The 20,703-nt window shown below is 68.0% G+C and carries 27 protein-coding genes and 5 pseudogenes; 17 read left to right on the top strand and 15 right to left on the bottom strand.

Annotation, left to right across the window (positions count from 1 at the left end; translation table 11 throughout):
• Positions 1–115: 115 nt before the first annotated feature.
• From sigE to ACHMWU_RS04790, 3 genes and pseudogenes are all read left to right on the top strand, one after another.
• Positions 116–696, top strand: a pseudogene (sigE, locus tag ACHMWU_RS04800) (RNA polymerase sigma factor SigE).
• Positions 696–1,355, top strand: a complete 660-nt coding sequence (locus ACHMWU_RS04795) for an anti-sigma factor family protein (protein ID WP_396041935.1) — start codon at positions 696–698, stop codon at positions 1,353–1,355. The pseudogene sigE and the gene ACHMWU_RS04795 overlap by 1 nt, the downstream one beginning before the upstream one ends.
• Complete coding sequence (locus ACHMWU_RS04790; RefSeq protein WP_396041934.1) at positions 1,348–1,539, top strand: hypothetical protein; 192 nt, start codon at positions 1,348–1,350, stop codon at positions 1,537–1,539. The genes ACHMWU_RS04795 and ACHMWU_RS04790 overlap by 8 nt, the downstream gene beginning before the upstream one ends.
• Here ACHMWU_RS04790 and ACHMWU_RS04785 read toward each other — a convergent pair.
• Positions 1,505–1,969 (bottom strand): hypothetical protein, encoded by a 465-nt coding sequence (locus ACHMWU_RS04785; RefSeq protein WP_396041933.1) that lies wholly within the window; start codon positions 1,967–1,969, stop codon positions 1,505–1,507. The two genes, ACHMWU_RS04790 and ACHMWU_RS04785, sit on opposite strands and share 35 nt — an antisense overlap.
• Before the next feature lie 245 nt (positions 1,970–2,214).
• On the opposite strand from ACHMWU_RS04785, the gene ACHMWU_RS04780 reads away from it, so the two are divergent.
• The gene (locus tag ACHMWU_RS04780) at positions 2,215–2,346 is read left to right on the top strand and encodes a hypothetical protein (protein WP_396041932.1); all 132 of its coding nucleotides are present in this window, start codon (positions 2,215–2,217) and stop codon (positions 2,344–2,346) included.
• Here the strand turns inward: ACHMWU_RS04780 and ACHMWU_RS04775 are convergent.
• From ACHMWU_RS04775 to ACHMWU_RS04760, 4 genes are read right to left on the bottom strand one after another with little or no spacing between them, the layout of a single operon-like run.
• Positions 2,336–2,515, bottom strand: a complete 180-nt coding sequence (locus ACHMWU_RS04775; protein ID WP_396041931.1) for a hypothetical protein — start codon at positions 2,513–2,515, stop codon at positions 2,336–2,338. The two genes, ACHMWU_RS04780 and ACHMWU_RS04775, sit on opposite strands and share 11 nt — an antisense overlap.
• Before the next feature lie 22 nt (positions 2,516–2,537).
• Positions 2,538–2,984 carry a hypothetical protein gene (locus ACHMWU_RS04770; protein ID WP_396041930.1) on the bottom strand — a complete coding sequence of 149 codons (447 nt, stop codon included), beginning with the start codon at positions 2,982–2,984 and terminating at the stop codon, positions 2,538–2,540.
• Positions 2,981–3,298 (bottom strand): sec-independent translocase, encoded by a 318-nt coding sequence (locus ACHMWU_RS04765; protein ID WP_396041929.1) that lies wholly within the window; start codon positions 3,296–3,298, stop codon positions 2,981–2,983. Before ACHMWU_RS04765 ends, ACHMWU_RS04770 begins: the two co-directional genes overlap by 4 nt.
• A 9-nt stretch (positions 3,299–3,307) precedes the next feature.
• Complete coding sequence (locus ACHMWU_RS04760) at positions 3,308–4,447, bottom strand: Mrp/NBP35 family ATP-binding protein (RefSeq protein ID WP_396041928.1); 1,140 nt, start codon at positions 4,445–4,447, stop codon at positions 3,308–3,310.
• 76 nt (positions 4,448–4,523) lie between these two features.
• Between ACHMWU_RS04760 and ACHMWU_RS04755 the strand changes: the two are divergent.
• Positions 4,524–6,207: pseudogene (locus ACHMWU_RS04755) on the top strand (ABC-F family ATP-binding cassette domain-containing protein).
• Entirely contained in the window at positions 6,204–6,716 is a 513-nt protein-coding gene (locus ACHMWU_RS04750; protein ID WP_396041927.1) for a class I SAM-dependent methyltransferase, read from the top strand. The pseudogene ACHMWU_RS04755 and the gene ACHMWU_RS04750 overlap by 4 nt, the downstream one beginning before the upstream one ends.
• A gap of 91 nt (positions 6,717–6,807) precedes the next feature.
• Here the strand turns inward: ACHMWU_RS04750 and ACHMWU_RS04745 are convergent, their stop codons facing one another.
• Entirely contained in the window at positions 6,808–7,020 is a 213-nt protein-coding gene (locus ACHMWU_RS04745; protein WP_396041926.1) for a hypothetical protein, read from the bottom strand.
• A gap of 185 nt (positions 7,021–7,205) precedes the next feature.
• Positions 7,206–7,793 (bottom strand): annotated as a pseudogene (locus tag ACHMWU_RS04740) (DUF222 domain-containing protein); the annotation flags it as partial.
• Between ACHMWU_RS04740 and ACHMWU_RS04735 the strand changes: the two are divergent.
• Positions 7,705–7,992: a hypothetical protein gene (locus ACHMWU_RS04735; RefSeq protein ID WP_396041925.1), complete on the top strand. Its 288-nt coding sequence runs from the start codon at positions 7,705–7,707 to the stop codon at positions 7,990–7,992. The pseudogene ACHMWU_RS04740 and the gene ACHMWU_RS04735 overlap by 89 nt on opposite strands.
• Before the next feature lie 64 nt (positions 7,993–8,056).
• Here the strand turns inward: ACHMWU_RS04735 and ACHMWU_RS04730 are convergent, their stop codons facing one another.
• The 4 genes from ACHMWU_RS04730 to ACHMWU_RS04715 form a co-directional block, all read right to left on the bottom strand.
• Entirely contained in the window at positions 8,057–8,554 is a 498-nt protein-coding gene (locus ACHMWU_RS04730; protein WP_396041924.1) for a DUF1003 domain-containing protein, read from the bottom strand.
• Between the two features lie 2 nt (positions 8,555–8,556).
• The gene (locus tag ACHMWU_RS04725; RefSeq protein ID WP_396041923.1) at positions 8,557–9,657 is read right to left on the bottom strand and encodes a magnesium transporter MgtE N-terminal domain-containing protein; all 1,101 of its coding nucleotides are present in this window, start codon (positions 9,655–9,657) and stop codon (positions 8,557–8,559) included.
• A 202-nt stretch (positions 9,658–9,859) separates the two neighbouring features.
• The gene (locus tag ACHMWU_RS04720) at positions 9,860–10,540 is read right to left on the bottom strand and encodes a hypothetical protein (RefSeq protein ID WP_396041922.1); all 681 of its coding nucleotides are present in this window, start codon (positions 10,538–10,540) and stop codon (positions 9,860–9,862) included.
• The gene (locus ACHMWU_RS04715) at positions 10,540–11,250 is read right to left on the bottom strand and encodes an alpha/beta hydrolase fold domain-containing protein (RefSeq protein ID WP_396041921.1); all 711 of its coding nucleotides are present in this window, start codon (positions 11,248–11,250) and stop codon (positions 10,540–10,542) included. Before ACHMWU_RS04715 ends, ACHMWU_RS04720 begins: the two co-directional genes overlap by 1 nt.
• Before the next feature lie 240 nt (positions 11,251–11,490).
• Here ACHMWU_RS04715 and ACHMWU_RS04710 point away from each other — a divergent pair.
• The 10 genes and pseudogenes from ACHMWU_RS04710 to ACHMWU_RS04665 all read left to right on the top strand — a co-directional run.
• Positions 11,491–11,718, top strand: a pseudogene (locus tag ACHMWU_RS04710) (wax ester/triacylglycerol synthase domain-containing protein); the annotation flags it as partial.
• Entirely contained in the window at positions 11,636–12,865 is a 1,230-nt protein-coding gene (locus ACHMWU_RS04705) for a wax ester/triacylglycerol synthase family O-acyltransferase (protein ID WP_396041920.1), read from the top strand. The pseudogene ACHMWU_RS04710 and the gene ACHMWU_RS04705, both read left to right, overlap by 83 nt.
• Before the next feature lie 84 nt (positions 12,866–12,949).
• Entirely contained in the window at positions 12,950–13,954 is a 1,005-nt protein-coding gene (locus ACHMWU_RS04700) for a TIGR01777 family oxidoreductase (protein ID WP_396041919.1), read from the top strand.
• Positions 13,951–14,643, top strand: a complete 693-nt coding sequence (locus ACHMWU_RS04695; RefSeq protein WP_396041918.1) for an EamA family transporter — start codon at positions 13,951–13,953, stop codon at positions 14,641–14,643. Before ACHMWU_RS04700 ends, ACHMWU_RS04695 begins: the two co-directional genes overlap by 4 nt.
• The gene (locus ACHMWU_RS04690) at positions 14,574–14,822 is read left to right on the top strand and encodes a hypothetical protein (protein WP_396042937.1); all 249 of its coding nucleotides are present in this window, start codon (positions 14,574–14,576) and stop codon (positions 14,820–14,822) included. The genes ACHMWU_RS04695 and ACHMWU_RS04690 overlap by 70 nt, the downstream gene beginning before the upstream one ends.
• Before the next feature lie 91 nt (positions 14,823–14,913).
• Entirely contained in the window at positions 14,914–16,107 is a 1,194-nt protein-coding gene (locus tag ACHMWU_RS04685) for an acyl-CoA dehydrogenase family protein (protein ID WP_396041917.1), read from the top strand.
• Positions 16,108–16,142: 35 nt separating this feature from the next.
• Entirely contained in the window at positions 16,143–16,625 is a 483-nt protein-coding gene (locus ACHMWU_RS04680; protein ID WP_396041916.1) for a general stress protein, read from the top strand.
• A 335-nt stretch (positions 16,626–16,960) separates the two neighbouring features.
• Complete coding sequence (locus tag ACHMWU_RS04675; RefSeq protein ID WP_396041915.1) at positions 16,961–17,686, top strand: hypothetical protein; 726 nt, start codon at positions 16,961–16,963, stop codon at positions 17,684–17,686.
• Positions 17,683–18,267 (top strand): histidine phosphatase family protein, encoded by a 585-nt coding sequence (locus tag ACHMWU_RS04670; RefSeq protein ID WP_396041914.1) that lies wholly within the window; start codon positions 17,683–17,685, stop codon positions 18,265–18,267. Before ACHMWU_RS04675 ends, ACHMWU_RS04670 begins: the two co-directional genes overlap by 4 nt.
• Positions 18,268–18,276: 9 nt before the next feature.
• Positions 18,277–19,102, top strand: a pseudogene (locus ACHMWU_RS04665) (PHP domain-containing protein).
• On the opposite strand, the gene ACHMWU_RS04660 reads toward ACHMWU_RS04665, so the two are convergent.
• Genes ACHMWU_RS04660 through ACHMWU_RS04645 form a run of 4 tightly spaced genes read right to left on the bottom strand, consistent with a single transcriptional unit; the run spans position 19,018 to position 20,667 of the window.
• Complete coding sequence (locus ACHMWU_RS04660) at positions 19,018–19,437, bottom strand: hypothetical protein (protein ID WP_396041913.1); 420 nt, start codon at positions 19,435–19,437, stop codon at positions 19,018–19,020. The pseudogene ACHMWU_RS04665 and the gene ACHMWU_RS04660 sit on opposite strands and share 85 nt — an antisense overlap.
• Positions 19,323–19,823: an FAD-binding oxidoreductase gene (locus tag ACHMWU_RS04655; RefSeq protein ID WP_396041912.1), complete on the bottom strand. Its 501-nt coding sequence runs from the start codon at positions 19,821–19,823 to the stop codon at positions 19,323–19,325. Before ACHMWU_RS04655 ends, ACHMWU_RS04660 begins: the two co-directional genes overlap by 115 nt.
• Complete coding sequence (locus tag ACHMWU_RS04650) at positions 19,820–20,431, bottom strand: sulfite oxidase-like oxidoreductase (protein ID WP_396041911.1); 612 nt, start codon at positions 20,429–20,431, stop codon at positions 19,820–19,822. The genes ACHMWU_RS04655 and ACHMWU_RS04650 overlap by 4 nt, the downstream gene beginning before the upstream one ends.
• On the bottom strand, positions 20,431–20,667 hold the full coding sequence (locus ACHMWU_RS04645; protein WP_396041910.1) for an alpha/beta fold hydrolase: 237 nt from the start codon (positions 20,665–20,667) through the stop codon (positions 20,431–20,433). Before ACHMWU_RS04645 ends, ACHMWU_RS04650 begins: the two co-directional genes overlap by 1 nt.
• Between the last annotated feature and the right edge of the window lie 36 nt (positions 20,668–20,703).

The following is a 20,703-nucleotide window of genomic DNA, read 5'->3' as shown; positions in this document are numbered from 1 at the left end:
TATCGGCGCGCCTGCCGAACTCCCGGCAGGCTCACGGGTAAGGGCTCGGCGGAGAAATGGGGAACAGTCAGGTGGCTCTGTGCGTTCTCTCAGGTAGACCGAGGACGATCGATACATGAAGGCTGATGACGTGGCAACGGCAACGCTGGACCAGGCTCCCCCCGACTGGGAGACCATCGTCGCGGAGCATTCTGCGCGGGTCTACCGACTGGCGTACCGGTTGACCGGCAATCGCCAGGACGCCGAAGACCTCACGCAGGACGTCTTCATCCGGGTGTTCCGCTCGCTCGACACGTACGAGCCGGGCAACTTCCCCGGTTGGCTGCACCGCATCACGACCAACCTGTTCCTCGATCGCGTGCGACGCAAGTCGCGGGTGCGGATGGACGGCTTCGGCGAGGGTGCCGAGGAGCGTCTCCTGAGCGCCGAGGTGCTGCCAGAGTCGGCCGTCCACGACGCCAACTTCGATCCCGACATCGAGATGGCGCTGTCGTCGCTGTCTGACGAGTTCCGGGTCGCGGTCGTGCTGTGCGACGTCGAGGGACTGTCGTACGAAGAGATCTCCGACGTCCTCGGCATCAAGCTCGGCACGGTTCGATCCCGCATCCATCGCGGTCGGACCCGCTGCGGGAGGCACTCGCTCATCGTGCGCCGACCCAGGGGCGCACCCGGTTCGTGGGGCCGATCGGAGCCTGATGGCCCATCTCGGAGACGACGTCGCCGCATTCGTCGACGGACAGCTGTCCGCCGCCGCGATGCAGGCTGCGTCGACCCACCTGGCCTCCTGTGACGAGTGTGAGCGTTCGGTCCGCCAGCAGCGGCTGCTGAAGTCGCGGATGTCGACGGTCGAGGCCCCGGAGCCGCCTGCCGCCCTGCTGGCGTCGCTGGCTGGGCTCGCGCTCGATCCACCGCCTCGTGAGAGCTGGCTGACCCGAGTGGGCCGCATGGTCCCGGTGCGGATGGGGGTCATGCTCGTGGGCGCCTCGCTCGCGGTCGTGACGGCGGCCTATGCGGTCGGCGGCGGTGAGCCGCGGGTGGGCGACGAGGTCGCACCGCAGTACGACGGGTACGTCGCAGACTTCGTAGGTACCCCGACGACGGGGGCCAGAGCCGTGATCAGCGACTCCGACATGACCGACCTGCAGAGCTCGGGCTGGCCGTGCCACGAGACGCTGGCGGGAGATCTCCACCGGACGTCCGGCGCCTTGACCGACGACGGGCAGTCAGTCGTCCTGGAGTACACCGACGGGGCCGCGAGGCTCACCCTGGTCGAGCAGACGGGTGCGTTGGACCAGCGCGGTCTGACCGATTTCTCGTCGACCACGATGGCCGGTGCTCAGGTCTCGGGTGCGTGAGGGCACGCCCTTGGTGGTGACGTGGGACGACCGGGGCACGGTCTACACGGTGGTGACCGATGCCGACCGATCCCGGGTCGAACGGGTCGTCAGCGAGCTCCCGCACGGCCGGCCGTCGTCGGGGCCGATCGACCGGGTCGGTGACGGACTCACCCGGATGACGTCGTGGATGCGAGCGGCCTGAGCCGCCTCCTGACGCACAGGATCAGCGCCACGACGGCACCGGTGACGACGAACGCCCCCTTGACGTAGAGCTCGGCGGTCGGTGAGATCGTCGCCGCGACGAGCCAGGACGTGACGGCGGCACCGGTGCCCACCGCGACCAGCGTCGCGGGTGCACAGCGACGTCGGCCCGCGTCGGGCCACCACCGGGACCAGCGCACGAAGGCACCGTACGCCACGACATTGGCCGCGAAGGCGATGTTGAGCACGAGCAGGACCCCGACATGGAAGGCGACGACGGCGAGCAACGTCCGGCGGAACCAGGTCCAGCTGACCACCGTCACGAGCACGGCGGGCTCGAGGACGACGGTGCTCCAGTCGAGCAGCTCCCACAGCACGGAGCTGTCGAGGCGGGCCGCAAGCGGAGCGAGGAAACGGTCCTCGCCGCCCATGAGATAGCCGTGGAGGAAGTGTGCGCGGGTCGACTGGGTCGAGGTGTCGAGCCAGCCAGCCCGTAAGCTCGGCGATGCCGGCGGTGCCGAAGGCCACGCCGATGATCAGTGCCATCAGCCGCATCGGCCACTGAGGTGGCTTGGCACGGCGCCCCCATCCGGTCCAGCACAGGACCAGGGGGATGACACCCAGCAGCACGTAGTGGTGGATCGTCCCGTCGCTGTGGCTCAGCCCGTCGGCGAGGATGAACGTCAGCCCGGCGGTCAAGGACGCGATCTTCGGGAGCACGCCGACCAGGAGCAGCGCGAGGGCCGCGATCTCGATCGTGGTGACGGCGAGGAGCGCGGCGTGCGGGGGAGGCTGGGTCACCAGCTGAACGGGCCCAGCGGGGGCTTCCACAAGAATGCGGGCAGCTGCGACAGGCCCTCGGGGCGGGGGAGCAGCAGGAGCGCGGAAGCTGCGTAGATGACGCGGTAGCGCGCCAGGTCCGCTGCGGTGAAGGGGCCACGCACGACCCACGCGTCGAACCGCCCGCCGAGATTCATCAGCGCAGGTCCAGCGTGTAGGTCATGGAGGTCGCGGTTCGCCGGGCAGACGTGACGTCGGGGGGTGTGATCGCCAGGTCGTACCAGGTGACCTGCACCGTCGCGGGGGCGTCGATGCCGACTGGGGGAGGCGCTCGCGCAGGTAGTCGAGCGCAGCTGGCGTACCCATGCGGGGCGGGCTTCCGATCGCCGATCGTGACAATCCCAGCACGAACGACCGCTCGACGTCCGGGGCATCGATCAGCTGCACGAGGTCGACCCGATGGCGTCGACCGGCCGCGTCGAGCACCATGATGACGGGCTGGCGCTGCTCGAAGACGTCACCGCGCATCGACAAGGAGTCAAACGCCGGCTGGTACAACGCAGGGTAGAACTCACCCTTCTGCTCGCGGACCACGACCATGACAGGCAGCGAGAGCAGAACCAGACCGAACAGCAGGCGCAGGCCGAGGCGCGATCCCGCTGTCACGTGGCTTCGGAGTCGAACGGCGGGATCTCACCCGGCCGCAGGATGCGGATCTCCTTGGTGACAGCGGGGGTCGTGTCGTCCTCGAGGAAGTTGCGTCGCACGATCTCGCGCGGATCGAGGTCCTTGAGGTCGAGGTCGGAGAAGTCCTGGCCCATCTCGCGGCCCAGGTCGTTCTTGGCGTTGTCGGCCATCTGCCTCAGGGTGCGGACGAAGCTTCCGGCCTGCTTGGCCAGCTCAGGCAGCTTCTCGGGGCCGAACACCAGCAGGGCGACCACCATGATGACGGCGATCTCGGGTACGCCCATGCCGAACATGGTGCGACCTTACAGGCGACCGGCGGGTGCCAGACCGAGCTGCATGCCGGCCAGGCCGCGGGAGCGGCCGCTGAGCTGGTCGGCGATTCCCTGCAGAACCTTGGCCGACTCGGAGTCGGGGTCGGACTCGACGATCGGATCGCCGGCGTCGCCACCCTCGCGCAGAGTCTGGTCGAGCGGGATCTGTCCCAGCAGCGGGACGTCGTAGCCGAAGCGGCCGCTGAGCGTCTCAGCCACCTTGACTGCTCCGCCGGAACCGAAGATCTCCATGCGCTCACCGCCAGGCAGCTGCAGGTAGGACATGTTCTCGACGACACCGACGACACGCTGGTGCATCATCGAGGCCATCGTGCCGGCCCGCTCCGCGACGTCGGCTGCTGCCGGCTGCGGGGTCGTCACGACGACGATCTCGGCATTGGGCAGGTGCTGGCCGAGGCTGATCGCCATGTCGCCGGTTCCGGGCGGGAGGTCGAGGAGGAGGGCGTCGAGGTCGCCCCAGTAGACGTCGCTCAACATCTGCACGAGGGCACGGTCGAGCATGGGACCACGCCACGCGACGACCTGGTCCTTGCGGGGCTTCAGCATGCCGATGCTGATGACCTTGAGACCCTTGACCGGGACGGGCATGATCATCTCTTCGACCTGCGTGGGGCGCACGTCGCCCACGCCGAGCATGTCGGGGATCGAGTGGCCGTAGATGTCGGCGTCGACGATGCCGACCTTGAGGCCGCGCTTGGCCATCGCGAGGGCCAGGTTGACCGTGACGGTCGACTTGCCGACGCCGCCCTTGCCTGAGGCGATCGCGAAGACCTTGGTCAGCGAGCCGGGCTGTGCAAAGGGGACCTCGCGATCAGCGCGGCCGCCGCGCAGCATCGTCTGCATGTCCTTGCGCTGCTCGTCGGTCATGACGCCCATGTCGACGACGACGGCGGCGGCTGGCGCGACCTTGCCGACGGCGGCGGTGATGTCACGGTTGAGGGTGTCCTTCAGGGGGCAGCCCGATACCGTCAGCAGCAGCTTGACGGTGATCTGGGATTCCTCGATCACGACGCCGTCCACCATGCCGAGCTCGGTGATGGGGCGTTTGATCTCGGGATCGATCACGGTGCCGAGTGCTTCGAGAACGACTTCTTCAGTGACGACTGCCATTCCTCCATGGTACGGGCGTCCTGATGGCCGATTCAGTCAGTGTGACCTTCGTAGCCTTGGCTGCCAGGATGGACGGGTGGGACACCTCGAGCTCAACACGATCAACTACACGCTCTCCGACGGGCGGCCATTGCTCAACGACGTCAGTCTGCGGGTCGGTGAGGGCGCGAAGGTCGCGCTGATCGGACCCAACGGCACCGGCAAGACGACTCTGACCCGGATCGCGACGGGTGACCTCGATCCCCATGCGGGCGCGGTGACCGTAACAGGCGGGCTGGGCGTCATGCGTCAGTTCATCGGCTCGGTGCGCGACGAGACGACGGTGCGGGACCTGCTCGTATCAGTGGCGCCCACGGCTGTTCGAGAGGCGGCCGAGGAGGTCGAGCGCACCGAGCTGCTCATGATCGAGCGCGACGAGGAACGCGACCAGATGGCGTACGCGCAGGCGATCGTCGACTGGGGCGATGCGGGTGGCTACGAGCACGAGGCCATGTGGGATGTCTGCACGATGGCCGCCTTGGGTGTGCCGTTCCAGCAGGCGCAGTACCGCCAGGTCTCGACGTTGTCCGGTGGCGAGCAGAAGCGTCTCGTGCTGGAGGCGCTCCTGCGTGGGCCCGAGCAGGTGCTGCTGCTCGACGAGCCCGACAACTACCTCGACGTGCCGGCGAAGCGCTGGTTGGAGGAACAGCTCGTCGAGTCGCCCAAGACGGTCCTGTTCGTCAGCCACGACCGCGAGCTGATCGAACGGGTGGCGCAACGCATCGCCACGCTCGAGCCCGGCGCGGCGGGCAGCACGGCGTGGGTGCATCCGGGGCCGGTTCTCGACGTACCTGCAGGCTCGGATCGACCGCAACGCCAAGCTGGAGGAACGTCGGCTGCGGTGGGACGAGGAGCGGGCCAAGCTGAAGGCGCTCGTGATCATGTACCGGCAGAAGTCGACGTTCAACTCCGACATGGCTTCACGGTTGCAGGCGGCTGAGACCAGGCTCGAACGCTTCGAGCGGGAGGGCCCGCCCGAGGCCGTCCCGATCGCGCAGAACCTGCGCATGAGGCTGGAGGGCGGACGCACGGCCAAGCGGGCGGTCACCGCCGAGCAGGTCGAGCTGACCGGGCTGATGAAACCGTTCGACCTCGAGATCTGGTTCGGCGAACGAGTCGCGGTCCTCGGCAGCAACGGTTCGGGAAAGTCGCACTTCCTCAGGCTGCTGGCTGCGGGTGGTTCGCGCCCCGACCTCGAGCACGAGCCGGTCGGTGACGTCGTGCCGCCTCCGGTCGAGCACACCGGCATGGCCCGGCTCGGCTCGCGAGTGCGTCCTGGCTGGTTCGCGCAGACGCACGAGCATCCATCACTGATGGGCCGTACGCTGCTCGACATCCTGCATCACGGCGACGGGCACCGGAAGGGCATGGGGCATGAGGGCTCGGCCAAGGCGCTCGACCGGTACGGCCTCGCCAAGGCCGGCGACCAGCGATTCGACCAGCTCTCGGGCGGTCAGCAGGCGCGGTTCCAGATCCTGTTGCTCGAGCTCGCCCACGCGACGCTGCTCCTGCTCGACGAGCCGACCGACAATCTCGATCTCGAGTCGGCCGAAGCACTGGAGTCGGCGCTCAGTACATTCGAGGGCACCGTCGTGGCGGTGACCCACGACCGGTGGTTCGCCCGCGGATTCGATCGGTTCGTCGTCTTCGGCGCCGACGGACAGCTGTACGAGTCGGATGAACCGGTGTGGGACGAAGAGCGAGTGAGGCGGGCTAGATGAGCCAGGACGTGTTCAGCGAGGGTTTCTGGGATGAGCGTTATGGGTCCGAGGATCGGATCTGGAGCGGCAACCCGAATCCGCAGCTCGTCGACCGGGTGTCGTCGCTGACGCCCGGCACGGCCCTCGAGGTCGGTTGCGGAGAAGGCGCTGACGCGGTCTGGCTGGCCCGCCAGGGCTGGCAGGTCACGGCGATCGACGTGTCGCAGGTCGGCCTCGACAAGGCGGCGGCCCATGCTGCCGACGCCGGGGTCGACGTGGAGTGGCGTCGGGTCGACCTCGATGGTTGGCCGGGCGACGCGGGAGCCTACGACCTGGTGTCTGCGCAGTTCATGTACCTCGACCAGCCGGCGCTGACGGCGCTGTTCCGGGCGCTCGGCGATTCCGTCGCCCCGGGTGGCACGTTGCTGCTGGTGGGCCACCACCCGATCGATGAACGCCATGGCGATCACGACTTCCCTGACGTCCGGTGGACGCCGGAGGAGGTCGAGGAGTGGCTGGGATCTGGCTGACTGGACGTCGATCGAGCTGGCGACGATCGAGCGCCAGGGCCACCTGGGCACGATGCATGACGGGATCGTCCAGGCTGTGCGGACCGGCTGACTACGCCGCGTACTCCATGCGCACGGGCTCGCTGAACATCTCGATGACGGCGGGAGGTGTCGGCGGTCGAGGCGGGCTGGTCGACCAGTGCAGGAGGCCGTGCCCCTTGTGGCCGTGATGTCTTCGGCACAGCGGGCCGAGGTTGTCGGCCTTGGTCGGGCCCTCGGGGTGGGGGACTCGGTGATCGATGTCGCATATTTCGGCGGGGACCATGCACCCGGGCGCCTGGCAGACGCCGTGGAGGCAGCTGCAGGGCGATGTTGAGGATGTCGGGACAGAACCGGCCGAGGTATTCGTGGGACAGGATGTCGTCGGTGACCGGCTCGGTGACGATGCGATGCCAGAACGTGTTTCCGGGTCGCAGCTACCTCGGCGATCCAGCGTGCCGGGACTGCCCAGCGGCCGTCGGCTGACTCGGCGAACCCGGCGACAGCTCCGGCGAGGACCTCGGCGTCGACCGTGACCGGGATGTTCGCATCGATCGCTGAGGTGGAGGCATCGGACTCGGTGCACCAGGCGACCAGCAGATCTGCCTCGCGCTGGGCGACTGTGCGGTCGTCGTCGGCGGCGACGTTGCGCCGTGCCTCCTCGCGCAGGCGGGCCTCGATCGCTGCCGCCTCGTGGGACGGCAGGTAGGCGTAGAGCGCGGACATGGAGTCGTCACCGTGCTTGATCGACACGTGGCGCTTGGATCGCTCGTCTTCGGCGCGGTCGGCGGCGAGATCGGCCTCGACGCGCTGGACGAATCGTCGCAACCATGCGCGCAGCTCTGCGGTGGTGTGGGCGGTCGCGTAGGGGAGCGCCTTGTCGTCGAGCAGGTGGATGGAGTCGGCTCGCTTGGCTTGCTTGATGGTATGGGCGATCTCACGTACCCGCCCCAGGTCTAGCTGGCCGTCGATGAATGCCTGCCAGGTGGCGGGCGACTGGTCACGCAGCGTGTCGGCGATCGACAACCGGTGCTGGACCTGCCCCTCGGACAACCCCATGGCTTCGCCGATCGTCAGGGCGATCGCCGACCGTTCGACCAACCGACGCATCGGCGGCTCGACGTGCGCGGTGCGTGCCAGCTCGTCGTCGCGAAAGCCCAGCATCGCGACCGTCTCGGCCGCCTCGGCCCGCGCACGCGCACGGACTGCATCGGTCAGGACGCGTGTCGCGGTCGAGGTGGCCATGTATCCAACCTAGACGCCGCCACTGACACTCTTTTTCGCTGGAACAGCAGGTCAGAGCAGGCTGTGGAAAAGCCCCGTCAGTCCTTCTCGGCCTCGTCGCTGTCGTGGCGTTCCTCGAGATCGGCGAGCAGGTTGCGCAGCTCGCCGCGGATGAAGTCACGGGTCGCGACCTCGCCGATGCCGAGGCGCAGGCTCGCGACCTCACGGGCCAAGAACTCCATGTCGGCCGTGGTCTGGGCGGCGGTGGCGCGGTCCTGCTCCTGCGTGACGCGGTCGCGGGCCTCCTGCCGGTTCTGCGCCAGCAAGATGAGCGGGGCGGCGTACGAGGCCTGCAACGACAGGATCAACGTCAAGAAGATGAACGGGTAGTCGTCCCAGCGAGGGCGGTCGGGGCCGTACGGCATGTTCCAGCCGATCCAGACCGTGACGAACACCGTCATCCAGGCAATGAACGTGGCGGTGCCGAGGAACCGGGCCGTCGACTCGGCGAAGCGACCGAACCGTTCGGGATCGGCTTCGCCTCGCCGGGGCCGGAAGCTGACGACGAACCTCGCGGGGCTGGTCCAGACGAGCACGCTCAGTCATGGGCAGTCACCTCCTCAGCGCCGGGCTCTCCGACACTGGACTGGCCTGTGTCGGGGTCGCTCTCGCGCCAGCCCTCGGGCAGCAGGTGGTCGAGGACGTCATCGATCGTGACCGCGCCGAGCAGGTGCGAGTTCTCGTCGACGACGGGCAGCGCGACCATGTTGTACGCGGCGAGCAGGTTCGCGACGTGCTGCAGGGACGCACCAGGACGCGGCCAGTCGATGCCGTTGTCGACGATCGCGCCGACGAGGGTCGACGGCGGCTCGCGCAGCAGCGCCTGGAAGTGCACCACGCCCAAGAACTTGCCGGTCGGCGTCTCGAGCGGGGAGCGGCAGACATAGGCCATCGACGCGAGCGCCGGAATCAGATCAGGGTTGCGGATGCGGGCGAGCGCCTCGGCGATCGTGGCATCGGCGGGCAGCACGACCGGCTCGGTCGTCATCATGCCGCCGGCAGTGCGCTCTTCGTACGACAGCAGCCGCCGGACGTCCTCGGCGTCCTCGGGCTCCATCTGGGCGAGGAGCTGTTCCGCGGTCGCGACAGGAAGCTCGGCGAGCAGGTCGGCCGCGTCGTCGGGATCCATCTCGGTCAGGACGTCGACGGCACGGCCTGGATCGAGCACGCCGAGGATTTCGACCTGGAACTTCTCAGGCAGCTCTTCGAGGACGTCGGCGAGGCGTTCGTCATCGAGCTCGGTGACGACCTCGACCCGTCGCTTGGGGGTCAGGTCCCGCAGGGCGTTGGCGAGGTCTGCCGCCCGCATCTCGTCCATCATGGCGAGCAGGTGCGTGGCACCTTGACCGGTCTCGTCGCTGGTCACCCCGCTCACTTCATCCCACTCGAAGACGTGCTGGGGGCCGCGGCGGCCGAAGCGCTTGCCGGCTTCTTGCACCGCGAGATCGCTGATGAACCAGTCGCGGCGGGAGTCCTGCACCATCGCGAGGTCGTAGATGGTGCCGAGGCTGCCGTCGGGAAGGGTCACGGTCCGGTCGAGGAGCTCGTGGATCGCCAGCGTCTCGGTGCGACGCTGCTCGAACTTGCGGACGTTCAGCACACCGGTGGTGATGATCTGGCCCGAGTCGAGCGAGGTCACCCGGGTGATCGGCAGGAAGACGCGTCGCCGACCCAGGACCTCGACGACGATGCCGAGGACGCGTGGCCGTTGCTTGGCCGATCGGACGGCGACTACGACGTCGCGGAAGCTTCCCGACCTGGTCGCCAGCGGGGTCGAAGACTGCCTGCCCGACGATGCGGGACAAGAAGATACGACCGGCTGCAGCGCTCACGGGTAAACCCTACCGGTGGCCAGTCGGGGTGCTGTGTGGCCGAGGTCGGTCGGCAAGCTCGCCCGGCACCGAGACGTCGCTGATCGGCACGAGTCGCACGACGAGGGAGTCGCGCGCCCACCGCTCGATCGCGTCCGGGCTGTCGTGCAGGTTGAGCCGGCCGGACTTCAGCGCGGTCGTGACGGCCTCCCAGTGCTCGGAGGCCGGAGCGACGATCTCGACGCGGGCTGTGGCCTCGGCCGCCAGGGCGCGGGTCGTCTTGCTGCGGAGCAGCAGGGTCACGGTGTCGCGGTCGGCGATACCGGGCAGTGGCTGCTCGAGCCCACCTGTGACGAGGCACACCGCGTCGCCGACCCATTCGTGCCAGATCGCGTGGCTGCGCCCGTCGTAGGAGATCCAGACGAGCCCTGACTTCTTGGCCAGGTCGGCGATGAGGGTCTGGTCGGGATCGGAGAGCGCGGTCACCCGATCAGCGTACGGCGGCGACGCGTGGTGCTGTCGGCATGCTGACGTGCGTCGGCTGGGTGGCGGGCAGCCACGTTCGGCGAGCTCGCGGACGAAGGCGCCGATCTCTTCGATCGCCAGGCGCGCCTCGGGGACCCAGGAGGCGGCTGCGTGGAACACGTGGACCTGCTTCTCCCACACCTGGAGGTCACAGGGCACTCCGGCGGCGACGAGCCGGTTGGCCATCAGCCGGCATCGGCCATCAGCACCTCGCGCGAACCCACGTGGATCAGCGCCGGCGGCATGTCGGCCATCGCCATGTTGACGGGGTCGACGCGCCCGGTGACCCCGCGCCGGTGATCCATCCGCTCGACGACGGTCGTCAGCCGGGCGACGGCGTGGGCGGGGAAGGTCTGGCAGCGATTGGCGTTGCGGTGGGCCTGCTTGCCGGTGGCGCTGAAGTCGAGCAGCGGTGAGATGGCCACGACACCGGCAGGTCGTCCGAGTCCTTCGTCGATCGCGGCGCGGGCGACGCTGAACGCCAGGTAGCCGCCAGCGGAGTCGCCAGCGATCGTGATGTTCTCCGGGCGATATCCCTGGGCGAGCAGCCAGCGAAATCCGTCGAGCCCGTCGGTGATCGACTCCGAGATCGTGGCGTGCGGCATCTGGCGGTAGCCGACGCTGAGCACGGGCTGGCCGGCGGTGAACGAGATGCGCGACACGAGGCGGCGGTGGGTGTTGATGCCGCAGGTCAGGAAGGCGCCGCCGTGGAAGTACAAGATCGCGTGCAGGTTGCCGCCGTGGATGTCGTTGACGCCCCTGGCCTGCAGCCACTCGCTGTGGGACGTCGGGTGCTCGACTGCCCGCCACATCGTGCCGGGGTGGACCGGCAGCAGCTTCGCGGCGTGCTCGACGAGATTGGGCGGGAAGATCTCGAACGGCAGGTGGGCCCACACACTGAGAGCGGGGCGGACGGTACGCCGCAGACCGAAGCCGAGGAGGCTTGGACTGCAGGCTCGCCCCGCGGAAGTACTGCGGCTCGGCGGCGACTGAGAGATGCACCATGGTGTTGTCCTCCCCTGGACTCGTCCCCGTGGACTGCGAGAGTTCACGAAGACTTCACATACAGTGACTTGCGTCACAATAGATCGCCAGCGTACTGCCAGTCACGTCTCTTTCGCCGAAGGACCTGCCACATGCCGTTCATGCCGCCCACCGATTCGATGTTCCTGCTGGTCGAGTCGCGGGAGCACCCGATGCACGTGGGCGGGCTGCAGCTGTTCGTCCCGCCCGACGGAGCCGGGCCCGAGCACGTGCGAGAGATGGTCGAGGCGTTCCGCCATGCCGGCAACGTGTCGCCGCTGTTCCGCAAGCGGCCGGCGGATCCGGTGGGCTCGGTCGGCAACACCTGGTGGACGGTCGACGAGTCGATCGACTTCGACCATCACGTCAGGCACTCCGCGGTGCCGCAGCCGGGGTCGGATCCGCGAGCTGTTGCAGCTGACCTCGCAGTGGCACGGCTCGCTGCTCGACCGGCACCGTCCGTTGTGGGAGTCGCACGTGGTCGAGGGCCTGGCCGACGGGCGGGTCGCGGTCTACAGCAAGATCCATCACTCGATGGTCGACGGCGTCTCGGCGCTGCGGCTCATGCAGCGGTCGCTGAGCGAAGATCCCGAGGCGCGCGACTGCTTGCCGCCGTGGGCGCTGGCGCCTAAGGGTGAGGGCGGTTCACGGCGCGGCCTCGACCCGATGGGGCTGCTGCGTACCGGTGCCGGGGCGCTCGGCGACATCGCCGGCCTGGTTCCGGCGTCCTTGCGGATCGGCAGCCAGGTCGTCCGTGACGGCGACATCACGCTGCCGCGTGCGCCGAAGACGATCTTGAATGGTCCCGTGGGGGGAGCGCGGCGCTTCGCGGCCCAGTCGTGGGAGATCGAACGAATCCAACGGGTGGCCAAGTCGTCGGCGACGACGCTCAACGACGTCGTGCTCGCGATGGTCTCAGGCGCGTTGCGGGACTACCTCTTGGAGCAGCACGCTCTGCCGGACGAGCCGATGACCGCGATGGTCCCGGTATCGCTGGCACTGCGGGCCGAGTCGGCTGGCACCGACGACGGCGGCAACGCGGTGGGCGCGATCGTGGTCAACCTCGCGACCGATCGGGAGCAGGGCGCGACCCGGCTCGAGGAGATCGCGTATTCGTCGCGCCAGGCCAAGAAGATCATGGGAGACCTGACGCCGACCCAGATCCTGGCGTTCTCGGCGCTGCAGATGCTGCCGCTGGCCCTGGCGCCGATCCCGGGCTTCGTGAAGTACACGCACCCGCCGTTCAACGTCATCGTGTCCAACGTGCCGGGGCCCCGCAACCCGATGTACTTCAATGGCGCGAAGCTCGACGGGATGTACCCGGTCTCGATCGTCCTCGACGGCCAGGCGCTCAACATCACGCTGACGAGCCGCGACAAGTACCTCGACTTCGGCCTGACCGGCTGCCGGCGATCCGTCCCGCACCTGCAGCGGCTGCTGACCCACCTGGAGTCAGCTCTTGCCGAGCTCGAGCAGTCCTGGGGCTAGTCCAGTCCCGGGGCAGGCTGAGTTGAACATGTTCAGAAATTGGTCTAACCTCCTGAATTGAACACGTTCAATTCAGGAGGAGCTGTGGGCGATCTCAGGACTGCCGTCATCGCGGGAGCATCGGGCTACATCGGTCAGCACCTGCGTGCTCGGCTCGAGACGTCAGGCGTGCGGGTGCGCACGATCGGACGCGGGCACGGGAACGACGCGGCCTGGGACGATCCTGCGTCGCTCGAGCAGGTGCTCGACGGGGCCGACCTGCTGGTCAACCTCGCAGGCCGCTCGGTCAGCTGCCGCTACACCAAGCGCAACGCCGACGAGATCTTCCGGTCCCGCGTCGAGACCACGACTGCCCTTGGCCAGGCGCTGAGCCGGGTCGAGTCGCCGCCTGCGCTCTGGGTCAACGCGAGCACCGGCACGATCTACCGAGACGCTCGCGACCGTCCGATGGACGAGGTCGACGGACAGCTCGGTTCTGGCTTCTCGGTCGAGGTGGCGCGCGCCTGGGAACGGGAGCTGTGGGACGCCCCGACCGACATCCGCAAGATCGCCTTGCGCATGACGATCGTGCTCGGTGCCGGCGGGGGAGCGATCAACCCGTTCATCAACCTGGCGCGGATCGGCTTCGGTGGGCGGATGGGCGACGGGCGCCAGCGGTTCAGCTGGGTGCACGTCGACGACGTCGTTCGCGCGGTCGTGCACCTACACGGTCACGACGAGATCGCCGGTCCGGTCAACCTCGCTGCTCCCGAGGTCGTCAGCAATGACGAGCTGATGCGCCAGGTTCGCTGCACCATGGGGCGACGTCATGGACTGCCCGAACCCCGTTGGTTGCTCGAGGCCGGTGCACGGATCATCCGTACCGAGGCCGAGCTGGTGCTCAAGAGCCGCTGGGTCGAGTCGCGGGTGCTGCGTGAGACCGGCTTCGAGTTCGCCTACCCAGAAGCGAGGGTGCGCTTCGACAGATCGCGGAGCACACCCGCCGAGGGCTGCTGCCGGTGGCGCTGGGATGACAGCGGAGCTGGACGGCCCCTTCGGTTGGATCTACGGCGGCTGACGTCAGAGCGACAGGGCAGACTGTGCGGGTGAACGTCTTCCTGGTCGCGGTGGCCATCCTCGGTGTGTCCGCATCGGGTCCGCTGATGGCCGGAGCGGCCGCGCCGGCACTCGCCATCGCGTTCTGGCGCAATGCGCTCGGCACGCTCGCGGTGGCGCCCTTCGCAGCTGGCAAGGGAACCGGCGAGCTGCGGGCGCTCGACCGGGACGGCTGGCGCACGTTGACCTTCGCGGGACTCATGCTCGCGCTGCACTTCGCGACGTGGTGCACGGCACTCAAGATGACCTCGGTCGCAGCAGCGACCGCGATGGTCAGCATGCAGGTCGTGTTCGTCGTGATCGTCGACCGTCTCCGCGGCGACAAGTCGCCAGCGGCAGTCGTGGCAGGCATCGGGGTCGCGGTTCTCGGCGTTCTCGTCATCACAGGTGTCGACTTCTCGCTGTCGGCGCGAGCCCTGACCGGTGACCTCCTGGCGCTGCTCGGCGGTCTGACTGCTGCGCTGTACCTCATCGCCGGCAGCTCGGTGCGTGAACGGCTGTCGACGTCGGCCTACACCCTGGGCTGCTACGGGATCTGCGCTGCAGCACTCGCCGTGGCCTGCGTGGTCGGGCAGGTCGAGATGGTAGCTTCTCGGCCCACACCTGGCTCGCGATCGTCGGTGTCACGATCTGTGCGCAGCTGCTGGGCCACTCGGTGCTCAACCACCTGCTGGCCGTCATGAGCCCGGGCCTCATCTCCTTGCTCCTGCTGCTCGAGGTGCCCGGCGCGGCTCTGCTGGCCGGGATCTTCCTCGACCAGACGCCGCCGTGGGGCGTGTACGCCGGTCTCGCCCTGATCCTGGCTGGTCTCGTGGTCGTCGTGACGGGTCGCCCGACCCCCGAGGCGATGGTCGCCGACTGACACGTGGTCCGCGTCACGTCGAGTCCCGTTAGCGATCACTAACCGATACAGTCGACAGGTCATCCCCACTGCACCACGGAGGAGCCCCATCATGGGTCGTCTTGTCAGTACCGAAGGTCTCACTGAAGAACAGACCGAGATCCTGAAGCTTGTTCGTCAGTTCGTCGACAACGAGATCCTTCCGGTTGCGACGGAGCTGGAGCACAAGGACGAGTACCCGACCGACATCATCGAGGGCCTCAAAGAGCTCGGCATCTTCGGCCTAACGATCCCTGAGGAGTTTGGTGGACTTGGAGAGTCGCTGCTGACGTACGCGCTGGTCGTCGAGGAGATCGCTCGCGGCTGGATGAGCGTGTCGGGTGTCATCAACACCCACTTCATCGTGGCGTACCTGCTGATGCAGCACGGCACCGATGCGCAAAAAGCCAAGTACCTGCCCAAGATGGCGACCGGCGAGGTCCGCGGGGCATTCTCGATGTCCGAGCCGTCGCTGGGCTCAGACGTCTCGGCGATCTCGACGAAGGCCACCAAGACAGGTGACGATTCGTACGAGATCACCGGCCAGAAGATGTGGCTGACCAACGGTGGTTCGTCGAACCTGGTTGCGGTTCTGGTCAAGACTGACGAGGGCGAAGACAGTGTCTACAAGAACTTGACGACGTTCTTGATCGAGAAGGAAGTCGGCTTCGGCGAGACGGCCCAGGGCATCACGATCCCGGGCAAGATCGACAAGATGGGCTACAAGGGCATCGACACGACCGAGATGATTCTTGACAAGCACCAGACCAACGTCGACCAGATCCTCGGCGGCGTGTCCGGCAAAGGCTTCTACCAGATGATGGACGGCGTCGAGGTCGGTCGCGTCAACGTCGGCGCCCGTGCCGTCGGCATCGCCAACCGCGCCTTCGAGCTCGGCGTGGCCTACGCGCAGCAGCGCGAGACTTTTGGCAAACCGATCGCTCAGCACCAGGCGATCTTGTTCCGCATCGCCGAGATGGCCACCAAGGTCGAGACCGCGCACGCGATGGTCGTCAAGGCCGCCCGCCTCAAGGACGCAGGCAAGCGCAACGACGTCGAGGCCGGCATGGCCAAGATGCTGGCGTCGGAGTACTGCAACGAGGTCGTGCAGGACTCGTTCCGCATTCACGGCGGCTACGGTTACTCCAAGGAGTACGAGATCGAGCGCCTCTACCGCGAGGCGGCGTTCATGCTCATCGGTGAAGGGACCTCCGACATCCAGAAGATGATCATCGGTCGGGCACTCCTCAAGGAATACAAGCTCTGAGACTCCATCACCACTCACCCTCCAAGGGGCACAACATGGCCGAGATCTTCTCGCTCGAATACCCGCAGTCACTCGGTGTGTACGACCAGTACTCCGACGCCCAGAAGGCGGTCGACTACCTGTCCGACCACGAGTTCCCGGTGCAGAACGTGCTGATCGTCGGCACCGAGCTCAAGCAGGTCGAACGGGTCACCGGACGCCTGACCTGGGGTCGGGTGCTGTCGGCCGGAGCCGCGTCGGGTGCCTGGCTAGGTCTGTTCATCGGCCTGATCCTGAGCATCTTCGCCGAGGGCGAGTCGGTGCTCGTGACGGTGCTCGGCGGTCTCGCCTTCGGCATCGTGTTCGGCGTCATCTCCGGTGCCCTCGGCTACGGTGCGACCCGCGGGCAGCGCGACTTCAGCTCGGTGCAGAAGGTCGTCGCCACCAAGTACGAGGTCCTGGTCGAGCACAAGTTCCTGGCCGATGGTCAGGCGCTGCTCGCCAAGCAGCCGGGCGCTGCCTCCAACCCGTTCGCCTGATCTCCATTCCTGAAGGACCCACTGCATGACCAAGACCAATGCCGGCAACTTCTTCGAGGACTTCACGATCGGGCAGGTGCTCCAGCACGCCACCCCCCGCACCGTGACAGAAGGAGATCGGGCGCTCTACGGCGGGCTGTACCCATCGCGATTCGCGCTGTCGTCATCGGCGGAGTTCGCGGCGTCGGTCGGACTCAGCCCGGCACCGGTCGACGAGCTCATCGCCTTCCACATCGGATTCGGCAAGACCGTCCCCGACGTGTCGCTCGAACGCCGTGGCCAATCTCGGCTATGCCGAGTGCCGGTTCCACCAGCCAGTCGTCCCGGGCGACACGTTGCGCACGTCGTCGGAGGTCATCGGCCTCAAGGAGAACTCCAACGGCAAGACCGGTGTCGTGTACGTCCGTTCGACGGCCACCAACCAGCACGGCGAGGTGGCGCTCGACTGGTGCCGCTGGGTCATGGTGCACAAGCGTGACCACGCGGCGCCTGCCCCCGAGACGGTCGTCCCCGAGCTGGCCTCGGTGGTCGCGGCGGGTGACCTGCTGATCCCCGACGGGCTCGACTTCACGTCGTACGACTTCGCTGCGGCGGGGGAGCCGCACCGGTTCGGCGACTACGAGGTGGGCGAGAAGATCGACCATGTCGACGGTGTCACGCTGACCGATCCCGAGCACATGCTCGCGACGCGGCTGTGGCAGAACACCGCCAAGGTGCACTTCAACACCGAGGTGCGACCTGACGGCACTCGGCTCATCTACGGCGGGCACATCATCTCGATGGCCCGGGCACTGTCGTTCAACGGCCTGGCCAATGCTCAGCTGGTCGTCGCGATCAACGCGGGTGCCCACACGGCACCGGCGCTTGCCGGCGACACGGTCTACGCCTGGTCGGAGGTGCTCGACAAGGCCGACGACGTCGCCCCGGGCGTCGGTGCGTTGCGGCTGCGGCTCGTCGCCACGAAGGGCCGCGACGAGTCGATGACGTTGCGCGGCGCCGATGGCAAGTACGCCCCGGGCGTGCTGCTCGACCTCGACTACTGGGCGCTCGTCCCGCAATGACCGACTCGCCGCTTCACGAGGACCAGCTGTGGCTGGTCCGTCACGGCGAGACCGAGTGGAGCGCGAGCGGTCGTCACACCTCGACGACCGACCTCCCGCTCACCGAGGCCGGCGAGGCTGGCGCACGTGCGCTGGTGGGTGCGCTGGCGGGGGTGGAGTTCGCGCAGGTGCTGACGAGCCCCAGGCAGCGGGCGCGGCGGACCGCCGAGCTTGCCGGATTCGGCCATGCCCAGACCGATGGCGACCTGGCCGAGTGGGACTACGGCGACTACGAAGGACTCACCACGCCGCAGATCCAGGAGACCGTTCCCGGCTGGACGATCTGGTCCCATCCCAGCCCGGGCGGCGAGTCGGCGACCGAGGTGGCAGCCCGCCTCGACCGGATCGTCGCCAAGGCGCGAGCCGTCGACGGCAAGACGTTGGTGTTCGCGCACGGCCACTCGCTGCGCGCCCTGACAGCGCGCTGGCTCGGGCTCGACGTCTCCGAAGGTCGGTTGTTCGTGCTCGACACCTCGACTCTCTCCGTGCTGGGCGTCGACCGTGGGGCGCAGGTCGTCCGGCGCTGGAACGTCATGCCCTAGCCTGATTCTGTGCGCATCGACCTTCACACCCATTCGAATCGTTCGGACGGCACCGACACCCCGACTGCGCTCGTGGAGAAGGCCAAGGCGGCCGGCCTCGACATCGTCGCTATCACCGACCACGACTCGACGGCTGGTTGGGACGAGGCCGAGGCCGCTGCTCAGCGGGTCGGCATCGAGCTGGTCAAGGGCATCGAGATCTCGACGATGCGCGGCGGCGTCAGCATCCATCTGCTCGGATACGGTTTCGACCCCCACGACGAGGCGCTGCTCGCCGGCTTGACCGCATCCTCGGCGGCCGCGACGAACGCCTGCCGGCGCTGCTGGCCCAGCTCGAGCAGCACGGCATGCCGTTGACGGTCGACGACGTCGTCGCCCAGTCGGGCAGCGCTGCGGCGTCGGGACGCCCGCACGTGGCCGACGCGATGGCGGCAGCAGGCTATGTCGCCGATCGTGACGAGGCCTTCCGGCACTGGCTCTACGACCACGGGCCGGTCTACGTCGAACGGTACGGCGCTCCGCTCGTCGAGGCGATCGAGCCGTGCGGGATGCTGGCGGCGTGACGGTGCTGGCGCACCCCTGGGCGCGGCGCGGGCGCGACGTCCTGACCCCCGACGTGCTGGGCGAGCTCGCCGCCGCAGGGCTGGCCGGCGTCGAGGTCGACCACAACAACCACGCTGCGTCGGTGCGCGCCGAGCTCCGATCGCTGGCCCATGAGCTCGACCTGGTCGTCACAGGATCGAGCGACTATCACGGCACCGGCAAGGACGAGACCTTCCACCTGGGGGCCAACACGACCGATCCGGCACAGTTCGACCAGCTGTTCGGCCGCTGACTCAGCTGCCGGTAGGTCCGAACTGCTCGACCCTGACAGTGTCGGCCCGCACGCCGGCCTCGCCGAGCGACCGGCCGACGAAGCCGCACGAAGCCGACCGAGCCGCACACGTACGCGCGTTCGATGCCGTCAGCGAGCGCCGCGATCTCGTCGGGGTAGATGTGGGCGGCGACTCGTTCAGTCCCGTCGGGCTGCGGCTGGTTCTCGCGGGTCAGCGCGATCAAGGCGCCGTGAGCCTCCAGCTCTTCGACGTACGGCAGACGGTCGCGGGTCTGCGCCGAGGCGATGATCTTAAGCTTCGACTCGGCGCCGGTGCGATGCGCGAACCGCAGCATCGACACGAAGGGCACGACCCCCGAGCCGCCCGCGATGCACAGCGACGGCGTCGTCCCGCCCCACACGAACCACCTGCCGATGGGCCCGCGCAGCCGAGCTCGTCGCCGACCTCGGCGATCTCGTGCAGGAACGACGACACCTCGCCGCGAGGCAGGCACTCGATCATGAGCTCGACCAACGGGTCGTCCGGATCGGACGCGATCGAGTACGACCGCTGGGCCGTGTAGCCGTCAGGCGCGCGCAGCCGCAGGACGTAGTGCTGGCCCGGAACGTGGTCGACCCGGCCGGCGACGTCGAGCCGCAGCTTGACGAACGCATCGCCGAACCGCTCGATCTCCTTCACGACGCCCGTGGTCCAGGCCGTGCCGACCGGAGCCTCCGTCATGCGTCTCCCTGGTAGCGCTGCTCGAGCCACGGGTCGCCCCGGTCGTGATAGCCGTTGCGTTCCCAGAAGCCGGGCTCGTCACGGTCGCGCAGCTCGATACGGGTGATCCACTTCGCGGACTTCCAGAAGTACAGGTGCGGGACGAGGAGGCGCACGGGTCCGCCGTGCTCGGGCGTCAGTGGACGCCCGTCGACCTCCCAGACGATCCAGGCCTTGCCGCCGCGGACGTCGTCGAGCGGGAGATTGGTCGTGTAGCCCGTCGTCGCCGTGGCAAGCACGTGCGTGGCCTCGTCGTTGACCCCGGTGATCGCGAGGAGGTCGTCGAGGCTGACACCGGTGAACGTCATGTCGAACTTCGACCACGTCGTGACGCAGTGGATGTCGCCGAAGTACGACGAGCCGGGAAGTGCGTGGATGCCGCGCCAGTCCCATGTCGTCGGACGGTCGACGAGCCCGTCGACGGTCAACGACCAGCGCTCGACGTCGACCTCGGGGGTCAGCTCGGCCGACAGCACCGGCCAGCCCTCACCGGTGTCGTACTGACCTGGAGGTAGTCGCTGGTCACCGCCGCGACGATCACGGCCCGTGAAGCCTCGGGTGACACCCATCAGTGGGCCTCGAGGAACGGTAGCCAGACGTCGAGCAGGCCGGCGGGATTCTCGATCGCGGGGGAGTGGGCCGAGTCGGCGATGACGTGCATCGGCACCCCCAGTCGCTGGGCCATCTGCGCCTGGATGTCGTGCGGCCAGGCATCGTCGTCGGCACCGCGACCCACCCATGTGGCGACCCCGGTTGCCACGACGTCGTCGACGACGTCGGGCGCGTCGATCAGGTGCTGGGTCATCGCCTTCAGGGAGGCAGGTGCGTTCGAGGTGAACCG

Source organism: Aeromicrobium sp. UC242_57, from assembly GCF_044452305.1.
GTDB lineage: Bacteria > Actinomycetota > Actinomycetes > Propionibacteriales > Nocardioidaceae > Aeromicrobium.
The sequence above is the reverse complement of the archived record's forward strand: the minus strand, read 5'-3'. Positions and strand labels throughout refer to the sequence as shown.